Annotated in this window: 6 protein-coding genes; 4 read left to right on the top strand and 2 right to left on the bottom strand. The window is 58.2% G+C overall.

Annotated elements, in window-relative coordinates; translation table 11 throughout:
* Nucleotides 1–3189, bottom strand: coding sequence for a SusC/RagA family TonB-linked outer membrane protein (locus C7123_RS12400; protein ID WP_069175264.1), 3189 nt, complete (start codon nt 3187–3189; stop codon nt 1–3).
* A gap of 989 nt (nt 3190–4178) precedes the next feature.
* A complete protein-coding gene (locus C7123_RS12390; protein WP_159049939.1) occupies nt 4179–4433 on the bottom strand; it encodes a hypothetical protein in 255 nt (84 codons plus the stop codon).
* A 702-nt stretch (nt 4434–5135) separates the two neighbouring features.
* Between C7123_RS12390 and C7123_RS12380 the strand changes: the two genes are divergently transcribed.
* The 4 genes from C7123_RS12380 to C7123_RS12360 all read left to right on the top strand — a co-directional run bounded on the left by C7123_RS12380 (nt 5136) and on the right by C7123_RS12360 (nt 12578).
* Complete coding sequence (locus C7123_RS12380) at nt 5136–6092, top strand: DUF6261 family protein (RefSeq protein WP_159049938.1); 957 nt, start codon at nt 5136–5138, stop codon at nt 6090–6092.
* A gap of 187 nt (nt 6093–6279) precedes the next feature.
* Nucleotides 6280–8568 (top strand): TonB-dependent receptor, encoded by a 2289-nt coding sequence (locus C7123_RS12375; protein ID WP_069175260.1) that lies wholly within the window; start codon nt 6280–6282, stop codon nt 8566–8568.
* Between the two features lie 158 nt (nt 8569–8726).
* On the top strand, nt 8727–11048 hold the full coding sequence (locus tag C7123_RS12370; protein WP_069175259.1) for a TonB-dependent receptor: 2322 nt from the start codon (nt 8727–8729) through the stop codon (nt 11046–11048).
* 606 nt (nt 11049–11654) lie between these two features.
* The gene (locus C7123_RS12360; protein WP_069175257.1) at nt 11655–12578 is read left to right on the top strand and encodes a DUF6261 family protein; all 924 of its coding nucleotides are present in this window, start codon (nt 11655–11657) and stop codon (nt 12576–12578) included.
* Nucleotides 12579–13027: the final 449 nt, after the last annotated feature.

The raw sequence follows: 13027 nt of genomic DNA, 5'->3' as shown, positions 1-13027 counted from the left end.
TTAAAATTTCAAGTTCACGTTGAATCCGAAGTTCGCCACCGAAGGCAGTGCACCGCCTTCGATACCCTGAATGTTTCCAGAGCCGGTGACGATCATTTCCGGGTCGAAGTGCTTCGTATCCGGCCCCCAAACGGCCAGGTTACGACCGTAGGCCGACACGCGTACGGCTTTGAAGAAGGCGTCCTTCTTCTTGAGCGGAATGGTGTAACCGATGTTGATCTCGCGGAGCTTGACGTAGTCCGATCTGAGCACATTCTGCACTGCGGGGCCTGAGTTATGGTCGTTGCCGTACTGCTTGGCTGAGATCTTGGTCGTGTTGGGCGTTCCGTCTTCGTGCACGCCCTCGAGGACGATACCGTTTTCACGGATGCCGTTGGCGGCGGACTCTTCGAGCATACCGGAATACATTCCCCAGAGGTAAGACGTGGAGAAGTAATGGCCGCCCTTAGAGAAGTCCAGGAGTACGCTCAGGTCGATGTTGCCCAAGCGGAAGGTGTTGCTCCAGCCTCCGGTGAAGTCGGGGAAGATGCTGCCCAAGTTCACGTTGCCGTCGGTGTACATATAGCGTCCGTTGGCGTCGATCAGCTTGTTGCCGTTCTTGTCATACTTATAGTCCGTGCCCATGATTACGCCATAGGCCTCGCCCTTCATAGCGCCAATCTCCACCTTGAACGGTGCGGTGGCGATGCGGTAATAATCGACCACCATCTCCTTCACCTTGTTCTTGTTCGAGGCCAACGTGAGGGCCGTCTCCCAGGTGAAGGTGCGGCTACGAATGGGCAGGACTTTTACCATAAGCTCCATACCCTTGTTTTCGATCACGCCACCGTTCACCACGCGGAAGGTGTAGCCCGTAGTCCCTGAAACGGACAGCGGCACGATCTGATCCTTCGTTTGGCTGGCATAGACCGTAGCTTCGAGGCTGACCCGGTTGTCGAAGAGCGAGAGTTCGAGTCCGGCCTCGAAGGAGTTCGTCGACTCGGGCTTCAGGTTCTCGTTTTTGAGCGTATTGCTAACGACGTAGCCCGGTGTGGAGGGGTCGACATGGGTGTACTGCGTCATGGTGTTGATCACCTGATACGGATCGGTGTCGTTACCCACCTGAGCATAGCCGAGGCGCAGCTTTCCGAAGTTGAGCCACGTGAGCTTATTCTTCAGCAGTTCCGAGAAGACAAAGCTACCCGTCACCGAGGGATACATATAGGAATTGTTGCCCACGGGCAGCGTCGACGACCAGTCGTTACGCAGCGAAGCATCGAGATAAAGCATGCTGCGCCAGCCGAGCGTTGCGCTGGCAAAGACGGAGTTGATGGCCTTCTTGAGCTGGTAATTCTCGGCCGTGGCGGGCGAGACGGAGTTGCTCATGTTGTAGAAGTCCGCAATGGCCAGTCCGCCCACGGTGCGACCGTACGTCATCTCGTAGTGGCGTTTCATCAGGTTGGCGCCCAAGTTAGCGTTCACGGTGAGGTCGCTCACGGTCTGGTTGTAGAGGAGCATGAACTCGTTGTTCAGCTCGTACTGCTGGCGGGCGGTCTCCTTGTATTGGGACTGCTCTTGCGAGTAGACGGCGTTACGCTCGAACTGCTTGTCGGCGAAGAAGTCCAGATTGGCCTTGTATTGGAACTTCAGGCTGGGCAGGATATGGTAGACGAAGCCCACGTTGCCATAGACGCGGTTACGGGTATCGTTCTGATAGTTCTCGTAGCGACTCCAATAGGGGTTGTTGGCGTAGGCAGGGCGCGGATCGTTCCAGTCACTGCGGTTCCAAGTGATCTGCGAGCCGTCGATGGGACTCTTGTAGAGGGCCTCGAGCTCCTTCATGTCCAGCTGGCGGTGGCCCCACTGGATGAATTTCTCCATCACGTTGTTGTTGTCGTAACCCGTCTGCGAACGGCCGCGAGCGGCGGAGTTGAAATAGGTCACGTTGGTCATCACCTCCAGCTTTTTATTGGCGCTGGTGGTCGAGGCGGAGACATTGAAGACGTTCTTACGCAGCGAGCTGTTCGGCATGTAACCGCTAAGCTCCGAGTTGGTGTAAGAGACACGTACGGATGAGCGATCCGTGGCCTGCGAGATGGCGATATTGTTCGTGAACGAGACCCCGGTCTTGAAGAAGGTCTCCACGTCATTGTCCGGAGTCTTCCAGGCGGACGTCTTCGGGTTGCCCACCTGACCACCGATTTCCCAGCGCGCCAAGTCGGCCCATGAGAGCACCTGTTGGTTGTCCAGCTTCGGCCCCCAGCTTTCGTCCGTGGCATAGTCCGGATAGAGGTACTTCTGCCCGTTGATCATCACCTCGGTAAACTTGTCTTCGCCACCACCGCCATAGAGCTTTTGCAGCTTAGGCAGTTTGTTAACCACTTCGAATCCCACGGCGGTGTTGAACGTAATGCCGTAGCCTTCGTTCTTCGCTCCCTTCTTGGTGGTGATCATCACGACGCCGTTCGTGGCGCGTGAGCCGTAGAGGGCCGATGCGTTGGGACCCTTGAGCACGGAGATGCTTGCGATGTCGTCCGGGTTGATGTCCTGGATCAAGTTGCCATAGTCATAGCCACCTCCACCGCGGGCGGTGCTATACTGGTCGCTGCCCGCGCTACCTGCGTCGTTAAAGCCTTGGCCCTCGATGGGCACGCCGTCGATCACGAAGAGGGGCTGGTTGTTGCCCGATATAGAGCTCGTGCCGCGGATCAGGATCTTCGACGAGCCACCCATCGATCCCGCGCCGCCGGCAATTTGCAGACCAGCCACTTTACCCTGCAACGCATTGATCGGATTGCTGACACCACCACGCGATTTCAACATTTCATCGCCACCCACCTCGGTCACGGCGTATCCAAGCGCCTTCTTTTCTCTCGATATGCCGAGGGCGGTAACCACCACCTCGTCCAGCGCCAGATTTGCGCGGAGCACCGTGGTCACGTGCTTATCCGAGATGGGAATTTCTTCTGATCGCATCCCCACGTAGGAGATGATCAGGGTTTTGGCAGAGGCGGGTACGTTCAGCGTATAGCGTCCGTCCATGTCTGTGACGGTGCCCGCGTTTGCGGCGCCTCTGACGGTGACTGCTGCGCCGATGATGGGTTGCCCATCCTCATCGGAAATCACCGTTCCACTCACTTTCACCGTTTGGGCTACGGTCCACCCTATACCTATGAGGAGGTATAGGAGAATCATTGTAATCCTTTTCATAGAAACTCTCGTGTGTTAGTTAATAGTCAGCTTAAATTTCTCATATCTCGACGGGGCAAAAATAGAACATCATTTGAGAAAATACAACTTTTGAGTGATATTTCCTCGTTTTGATCTTTGATTCAATTTCAATTCATCAGCGAAACGCGCTCTTTAGCTTACAGTTTAGAACCCATCGAGAGCTGTGCCGACGGGGTGGCTTTCACAAGCATTTATCTCGACAAGCAACCTTTTACGCGTCGCTCGCAACGTATTTTCACCCACGAGCAGCTGCCCGAAAAAGGCCTTCGGCGTAATTTATTCCCCCAGCAAATGGCTGGGCGGAGCCATTAATGGGTTTCTATTCGTAAGCCGCGGGGCAAAATCTGCTTATAATCGGATTTTATTCGGTGGCCCAATAGCTGGAAAAGCCTTCAACGGGTTTCTATTCATAAGCCGCGGGGCAGATTCTGCTTACAACCGGATTTTATTCGGCGGCCCAATAGCTGGAAAAGCCTTCAACGGGATTCTATTCATAAGCCGCAAGGTGGAATCTGCTTACAACCGGATTTTATTCGGTGGCCACGCTCCGCAGGGCGCCCCTCTCCTACTCTCCATGGGCGGCCCATTTCTGTCGGTGGCTCCTATATATATAATGTATAGGAGCGGCGGAGAGAAAGTTGTTCGTTTTTTTGTTGGGTTTGTTTATTGGTTACAAATAAAGGGTTACATTTGCGGTGCATAAAGCAGAAAAGAGATGACTCAAACAATCAAATACCCTCAGACGATGAGCGACACAGCCCCCAGAGCTGCGAAAAGGATTATGCCTTCACGGCTACGACCGCTCCGTGGCTCCCGATAGACTTTCAATTTGCCATGCCATGAACGATTCAGCTGTATTATATATGTACGCGCAGACCTACGGTGCCTCGGCCGCTTTCGCCGGAGACGCCACAGCCCACTTCGGGCGCGCTGAAGCCTCAGTCGGACTGTCGGACGGGCGCCCCCACTCAGGAGGCGCCCCCGATGGACTTTCCGTCGTGTGCTTTGATCACTTGATGGCCCCCGCTGGATTTTCCAGCGAGAGCCCCCACCGTTCCGCCGCTCCCGTCGTAAAATCCGGCAGGAGCCACCTGCACCCAGTCGCCCTCGTCGTAAATTCCGATGAGAGCCACCTGCACCCAGTCGCTCCCGTCGTAAAGTACGATAGGAGCCGATTGCACCCAGTCGCCCTCGTCGTAAATTCCGATGAGAGCCGATTGCACTCAAGCGCCCCTGCTGGAGAGTCCGACAGGAGCCGCTTATGCTCAGACACCCCCGTCGGACTCTCCAACGAGGCGTCTTTTTGCTCAGACACCCCCGTCGGACTCTCCAACAAGGCGTCTTTTTGCTCAGACACCCCCGTCGGACTCTCCAACAAGGCGTCTTTTTGCTCAGACACCCCCGTCGGACTCTCCAACAGGGCGTCTTTTTGCTCAGACACCCCCGTCGGACTCTCCAACAAGGCGTCTTTTTGCTCAGACACCCCCGTCGGACTCTCCAACAGGGCGTCTTTTTGCTCAGACACCCCCGTCGGACTCTCCAACGAGGCGTCTTTTTGCTCAGACACCCCCGTCGGACTCTCCAACGAGACGTCTTTTTGCTCAGACACCCTCGTCGGACTCTCCAACGAGGCGTCTTTTTGCTCAGACACCCCCGTCGGACTTTTTTCGGGGGGATGATGTAGCCCGGTGGCCCCGGTCGGAACATCCGGCGGTGGGCCTATCGCGGTCAGGCGCTGCTATCGGAGCACGTGGCAGCCGCCCCATTCTTTGCGGTGCTCCAGTCGGGCCGTTCGACGTGAGCGCGGGATCGACAGCCGTCCGCGGCAAAAAATGCTGCGAGGGCCGTCGGCGCCTCCCCGCCCCCCGGGCCGCTTCCGACATTTACCCTTTCACATTAGTGTTAAGCCAAAAACGTTTATGTCCATGAAACCTGTAAAGGCTATAGACAAAACAATGAGTGGGCAGTACCAACTGGACCTGCACACAGATTATCAACAACGCCTCTATGGCGTGATCTCGAAAATCGAGCCGGAGAAAATCTTCCTCGACGCAGCCGACATCGCTCGGTGGCACACGGGGATCGAATCCGAGAGCGAAATTGCCCGTGAGGGGCGCGCTTCCAAAGAGTCTGAATCGATCAAGAAGAAGGACGAGGAGCGCGACGAGATCATCACGGCCCTGTTCCAAGAGATTCGGCAGGCCGACAAGTCTCCCATCCCCACCCGCCAGGCCTCGGGCCACGTGCTGCGACTGATCGTAGACACCTACAAGGGCCTGCAGAGCGAACGCTGGGCCGGAAAGACGGCTCACATCAACGGCCTGCTCAACGACCTGGGTAAGCCCGAGTCCGCAGCCGCGGTGACGGCCATCGGAGTGGGCCAACTCGTGACCATGCTGCGCACGGCCAACGACGAATTCAACACCCTGCGTGAGTCGCGATCGTCGAAGGCAGCCGGCATCAACCTGCCCTCCAGCGCATCGGTGCGGAAGGCTAACGACCAGATGACCACCGACATCTTTTTCCACATCCAAATGGCCTACTCAATGGCCACCAACGAGGCGGATCGGAAGGTGGTCGGCGAATTGATCGACCAGATCAACCAGCGTATCCGTGAAGCCAAAGCCACCTTTAACCAGAGCGAGGCCCAACGGAAACGTCGCGACAAAAAGCGGAGGGGTAACGACCCCGACATCCGTTTACCGGAGGACGAGAAGCCCAAGAAGCCCGACGGGCCGAAGGATCCGAAAGATCCCAAGGATCCGAAGGAGCCCAAGAAGCCGGAGACTCCCGGTGGTGGCGAGCCGCCCAAGAAACCCGACGAGAAACCCAAGCCGGGTGGCGACGGTGGCGGCCCAGATATCCATCTGCCGGAGGAATAGGCGGAGCGATCTAAGAACGATTTGTTGAACAACTCAACCAGCCGGGTACATATAGAGGCGACTCACATGTATCCGGCTTTTTCATACCCCGCTTCGTCGCCCGATTTGCACCCATTTTCGCCACGGTATTGCACAGGCGGGGGGGGCGATATTTGGGGCCATCATTTACGCTAAAAACATCACTACAATGAAGCACTACTTCTCCCTGCTTATTGCATGGCTGAGCCTCTCGCTCTCTGTGGCTCACGCCCAACACCACGCCTTCAGCGGTCGAGTGACGGACACGCAGCGTCAGCCCTTGGTTGGCGTGCGCGTGCTGCTCTCCCGCGGCGATTCGCTCATGGCCGCCTGCCTGACGGACGCAAAGGGGCGCTTCGCATTGTCCGATCTGCCGGCCGACACGTTTCGCTTGCAGATGATTTTTCCCGGCTTTACGACGATCGAGGAGACGTGCCCCCTGACGCGCGATCTCCACACGACGTTTGTCATGAACGAGGAGATGACCGGGCGGCTGGACGAAGTGACCGTCACCGCCTCGGCCTCGGGCGTCGTTCGTCGCACAGCCACCGGCGAGGTGTTCCGCCTCTCCGACTCTGCCCGCTCCTCGGGCGACCCCTACCGCGCCCTCCGCGAGATCCCCCGCCTCGCCGTCAACGAGTCGCTACAAACCGTCAGCATGATAGACGGCAGCCAGCTGCTCGTGCTCATCGACGGCCGCATGGTCAATTCGGGCATCACGCCGATCGATCCGAAGGACATCGAGACGGTGGAGCTGATCGACGCCGTCGGCGCCCGCTACGTACAGATGGGCGTCCGCCACATCCTCAACATCCGTCTCAAGAAGAAACGTGACCCGTACCTCTTCTTCGAGGCCGCCACACGCCACGACATCCCGCGGCGCCACAGCTTCGGCGTGGTCTATTTCGAAGTCGGCAATCCCAAGGCCTCGCTCTACGGACGCGCCGTAGCCGAAGGCACGCACCACGACGACAGCCGCATCGACTCTCGCCAGAGCGACGTGAGGTACCTCAAGACGTACAATGGCCAAACGCGCAGCAACGATGGCTCCCTAATTGGCGAACTGCTCTTCAAATGGAGCATGTCGCCGCGAGACTATTGGGCGCTGCATGCCTACGGGTGGAAGAAGCACAAGACTTCCGAGTCGAATGGGCAGGGGGAGCTACGTATGAACACGCCCGGCGCCTTCACGTATGAAGGGTACGACAAGAACGACGCCTATGTCCTCACCTCGAGCCTCTACTACCTGCACGACTTCTCCGACCGCCGACGCTTCGAGGCCACCCTCGACTACAACCGCAACAGCGACACGGACAAAGGCGATCGCCGCGAGGTGTACGTCGCCCCCCACCCCTCCATCACCGACTATAGCTACGACAACCGACGCACCTCGGCCGGGCTCAATGCCGACTATTCCGCCTCTTGGGGCGAGGCCAGTAGCCTGAACGTCGGCACCACACTGCGCGGCGTCAGCGACCGCGTGGAGAAGTTCAGCTACCCGCCCGTGCCCGTCTTCCGCCACCGCGAGTGGAACGGCTACGTCTACGCCTCCTTCAGCAGCCGCCTCAGCCGACTCTACTACATGGCTTCGGCCGGCCTCGAGGCCATCCGACTGACCGCCGGCGACGCAACGAACGCCTACCTCAAGCCGCGCATCTCCACCAGCGCCACGCTCAACCTCGGCGCCGGACACTCCACACGCCTCTCCTACACGCTCACCAACCGCGCCCCGTCGATCGGCCAACTCAACCCCTACAACACCTCCACCGATCCGCTCGTCGTCACCCGTGGCAACCCCGCGCTGCAGCCCGAACAGTGGCACAGCATCGCCCTCTCGCACACCTACGGCCGCGGTGGCCTCTACCTTATGCCCGCCGTCTACGTCGACTTGGCCTCGGACCTCATCCAAGCCCACGCCTACAACGACGTCAGCCACTTCGTCCGCACCTACCGCAATGCCGGACGTTACGCCACGCTCTCGGCCGGCGGCATGATCCAGTATCGCTTCAAGGACAACCGCGGCAGCGCCTACATCAGCGCCTACCACATCGAGAACTACTTCGAGGGCCTCTCGCCCCGCCGCAGCCTTTCGCTCGGTGCTGGCGCATGGTACACGTGGGGCCGCTGGTACGTGGGCGGCGACATCTCCTACCGCAACTACACCTACACGCCTTTCTCGCGCACCCGCCAGCTGACGCCTGAATACTCGCAAGTGCAGGTGAACTACAACTTCACGAAGGACTTCTACATCGCCCTGGCCCTGCCCTACTTCATCGGCCGGCTTGCGACCGAGACCAACACGCGGGCGGACAGCTACTCGGCCTACTTCCGGCAAGAGATGATCAGCCAATCCTTCCGCCCGTGGGTGCTACTGCGCTATACGATCCGCCGCAACGCCAAGTCGAAGATCCGACTCGACAACGTTGTCCACAGTCGGGAGGAGGGCATCTCGTTATAGGCCTCTCATCAAGGCGAGGTGCAGCCGACGGCCATCCCGTAGCCATCGGTCGCACCTATTTTTTCGAGGGAGATTCGCCCCTTTTCGCCACGGTATTGCACAGGCGGGGGGGGGGGGCGATATTTGGGGCCGTTATTTACACTAAAAACATCACGACAATGAAGCACTACTTTCTTTTCCTTATTGCATGGCTGAGCCTCTCGCTCTCGGTGGCTCACGCCCAGCTTGCGTTCACGGGCCGCGTAACAGACGCGGCCGGTAAGCCGCTCGAGTTTGCCACCGCAGCGCTCTACGACTCGGACTCCGCCTTCTTCAAAGGCAGCGTCACCGACGCCACGGGCACCTTCCAACTCGACCGCGTATCCCCCGGGCGCTATACGCTTGAAGTCCGTTTAATCGGCTTTCAAACGGTGCGCAAACCCGTCGACCTCCGCGCCTCCGAACCGAACCTCGGCACGATCACCCTCGCCGAAACGGGCGTCGGGCTGAGCGAAGTGACGGTCACGGCCGCCCGACCAAACATCACCAATCGCAACGGCGTGCTGACGACGACCGTCGTAGGCTCCGTGCTGGCCAACGAACACACGCTTACCGACCTGCTGGGGAAGATCCCGGGCATCATCAGCGACCAGGGCGGCATCTCCGTTTTTGGCGGAGGCTCGCCGATCTACTACATCGATAACCGACGTGTGCGCAGTGGTACGGAGCTGAGCATGCTCGACGTGAAGAACATTCGCAAGGTCGAACTGCTGACCAACGCCGGCGCTAAGTATGGCGCGGACGTGACGGCGGTGATCAAGATCTACACCTTGCATCGCGCCACGGGCCTCTCCATCGAGGCGGGCGCCAACGGTAGCCTCAGCGAGCGCTTCAGCCACGGCGAGCACGCCTCGATCGGCTACAAAACGAAGCGCCTCAACCTCTCGGCCTACTATGGATATAGCGACTATCGCAACCGCTCGCACCAATTCTCCATCCAGGGAATCGAAGCCGACACCGCGCGCCAATACACCACCGACAGCCACCAGCTTCCCCGCAGCCGAGAGCACGACTACAGCCTCAGCGCCGACTGGGAGATCCGCTCCGGGCATACGATCGGCGCACAGCTGATCGGATCGCGCACCGACGCGGGCGTGACCTCCGACGATCACAACATCGTGAGCCGCGGAGGCGTGATCACGGAGGAGTTTGACAGTCCCAGCAGCATGAATCATGGCGGAACGGACTTCCAGCTGAACGTCTTCTATAATGCCGACTGGAGCAAGCGATTTTCGACGTCGATCAACGCCGACTATGTCTCCTCGCGCGACAAAAAGTTCCAGACCGTGCGCGAGCTCATGGCCCGGGATACGGCCCTGACCGACTCGAAGCTGCTGGCCGACTACGACATCTATGCCACCGACCTCACGGCCGATTGGAACCTCTCCGACGCCCTTTCGCTCTCTCTCGGTGCCGAATACAGCCGCATCAATGGCAGCGGACAGCACTTCATTTATGCCGGCCGATTGCCCGAGTCGCACTATCGGAGCACTGAGGACAAGGCCGCGGGCTATGCCGAGCTGGCGCTGGGCCTTGAGCGATGGGCCTTCAGCGCCGGACTGCGCTACGAGCGTGTCGCCCGCAACCACACCGACCTCGTGGACGCCTCCGAGAGCCTCAGCGACACGGACGTCCAGCTCTTCCCCTCCGCCTCCGCCTCCTACGCCGACGACCACTTCAACACCTCCCTCACCCTCTCCACCAAAACGGATCGGCCCGCGCTCTCCTACCTCGGCAGCCGGACGTATTATCAGAGCCGCTTCGTCTACCAAAAGGGCAATCCGCTGCTCAAACCCTCGACCTCGTACAACCTCGAGTGGGCCTTCGGGTGGCAGTGGCTGAACCTCCGGGCCGGATACACCCGCACCAACAACTATATCTCCAGCCTCTTTGTGGACGATCCGGCCCTCCCGGACGCCATCATCAGCACCTGGCAGAACTTCCCCAAGGCCGAATTCTGGCAAGCCAGCATCGACCTCCGCCACGCCTTCGGCCCCTGGTCGCCATCGCTCTCCGCGGGCGTCGTCAAGCCCCAACTTCAGGGCGTTTATCTGGGCGAAACCGTCGATTACAACCACCCGAGCTATTACGTGCAGACGAACCACTACCTCCAGCTGCCGCTCGGCATGACCTTCAACCTCGACTTCTACTACAACAGCGGCGGCAACCAGGGCATCTATCGCTTCGACCCCTATTGGTCGCTCGGTGCGGGGCTTCGCAAGAGCTTCCTCAGCAACCGACTCGACGTCAAACTCTCCGCCAGCGACCTTTTCCACACGCTCGACTACTACGAACGGGCACGCATCAACCGCTTCAGCTTCTATCAGAACGAATATTACGCCCAGTGGGACGTCTCGCTCAGCCTCATCTATCGTTTCAATCAGCAGCAACTGAAATACGGCGGCCGCTCTGCCGCTGCGAAAGAGAAAAACAGGCTCTAACGAAGCTGTTTGGAATTTATTGAGTGATTGTTTTAAGGGGGATATCCTCTTGGGTAGCCTCCGAAATAAATTTCAAACAGCTTCTGAATCGTTGGCCGGGTACCCCGAATGCGGATATCCGGCCTTCGTTTTTCGTTTACCGTTTTCCCCCGGCCGCCAAACGATCTTTTTCCTTTTCTTCGCCGGCGCTTTTGGCCATACGCCCCGGCTGAAGGCTGGCGAAGGCCTTTCTTCGGAGAAATTCCTCCGACCGAATGCTTTTGAACGAATTTCTTCGGAGAAATTCCTCCAACCAAATGCTTTTGGACGAATTTACTCGGAGAAATTCCTCCAACCGAATGCTTTTGGACGAATTTACTCGGAGAAATTCCTCCGACCGAATGCTTTTGGACGAATTTACTCGGAGAAATTCCTCCAACCGAATGCTTTTGGACGAATTTACTCGGAGAAATTCCTCCAAAAGAGAGTCGTCGGTGAAAATTACTCAAGGAAATTCCTCCAAAAGAAGTCCGTCGGTGAAAATTACTCAAGGAAACGCCTTCAATGGAGGTCAGTTGGGCGTATTGCTTACTACAATTACAGGATTGCACTCTAAATTTTACAGAAATGATACTTTACTTCAATCTCACCAAGCTCCGCCTGATGAATTTCTATCAGGTGATGACGAATGTGCAACTGTTCCTCTCTCAGGAAGATCTGGAGACGCTGAAGCTGAAAGACGCGGCCAAGGTCTTCGATGAGAAGTACAAGGCTTTCGACGCGGCCGTGCAACCGATGCGTGGCGATGTGGACACGAAAGAGCTGAACAAGCTCGACGAGCGACGCGACAAGGCCCTGATGGGGCTTTACGGACACGTGCGCGTCTTCACCGGCTTCCCCGAGGAGGCCAAGGCGACGGCCGCGCAACAGCTACAGGCCATCCTGCTGAAGTACGACAAGGCGCCGCAAACGAAGCCCTTACGCGAAGAAACGGCCATCGTCTCCAACGTCGTCAGCGACTTGGAGGTGGCCGACGCAAAGGCTAAACTGACGCTGATCGGCGCCGAAAAATGGCTGGACGAGCTCAAGGACGCGAACAAGAAATTTGAAGCCGCCTACAACGCCCGTACGCAGCGCAACATGGATCTCGTGGGCCAAACCAAGGAGAAGCGTATCGCCCTCGACGATGAGTATCGCCACCTGGCCCACACGATCAACGCACTGGCCACACTCGGCGGCGAAGCGCCCTATAAACGTCTGATGAGCAGCATCAATGCGGACATACAGCAGGCCCTCCTGGCCGAGCGTCCGGAGACGAAGAAGAAGGAGCCCAAAGAGCCGAAGGAACCCAAGCAGCCCAAAGAGCCGAAGGAGCCCAAGCAGCCCAAGGATCCGAAAGAGCCCAAACAGCCCGACACGCCCAAGAACCCCAAGGATCCGAAGCAGCCGGAGAAGCCCGGCGGTGGCTCGGGCGAGCAGCCTAAGCAGCCGGGCGAGAAACCCAAACCGGGCGGCGACGGCAATCCGGACATCAAGCTGCCGGAGGAATAGGCGTCAGGGACGCCAGCCAAGTTTGCCGGGTACATGTAGGGGCGTATTGCATACGCCCCACCACACGGACCCGAAAGGGGTCGAATGATCCAACAGCCGGGTACACGTGGGGGCGTATGCAATACGCCCCTACCGCGGTACATCGAAAATCTAACAGCTAAAAACTAAAGCCGGGTACACGTGGAGATTTCCCCATCATGTACCCGGCCCTATTCGCCGGCGTCCGTAGACGCCCCCTACCGCCTGCCGGAAGAATAGAGGAGGTTGTTGGGGGCTGAAGCCCCGTTTAGTTGTTGGTTTGTTTATCTGTTTATTCGTTGGTTTGTTTATCTGTTTAGTCGTTGGTTTGACAAGCAGTTTAACACCTAAACACCTAAACACCTAAACGTCTAAACGGGGCGAAGCCCCTAACACCTAAACGTCTAAACAGGGCGCAGCCCCTAACACCT

It is taken from the genome of Tannerella serpentiformis (assembly GCF_003033925.1).
Classification (GTDB): domain Bacteria; phylum Bacteroidota; class Bacteroidia; order Bacteroidales; family Tannerellaceae; genus Tannerella; species Tannerella serpentiformis.
Note: the sequence above shows the minus strand (reverse complement) of the source record. Positions and strands in the feature narration are given on the sequence as shown.

Bases quoted from the DNA above. Each gene is read 5' to 3' on its own strand.
- C7123_RS12380 (WP_159049938.1), top strand. From the start codon at position 5,136: ATGAAACCTGTAAAGGCTATAGACAAAACAATGAGTGGGCAGTACCAA.
- C7123_RS12370 (WP_069175259.1), top strand. From the start codon at position 8,727: ATGAAGCACTACTTTCTTTTCCTTATTGCATGGCTGAGCCTCTCGCTC.
- C7123_RS12375 (WP_069175260.1), top strand. From the start codon at position 6,280: ATGAAGCACTACTTCTCCCTGCTTATTGCATGGCTGAGCCTCTCGCTC.
- C7123_RS12360 (WP_069175257.1), top strand. From the start codon at position 11,655: ATGATACTTTACTTCAATCTCACCAAGCTCCGCCTGATGAATTTCTAT.
- C7123_RS12400 (WP_069175264.1), bottom strand. From the start codon at position 3,189: ATGAAAAGGATTACAATGATTCTCCTATACCTCCTCATAGGTATAGGG.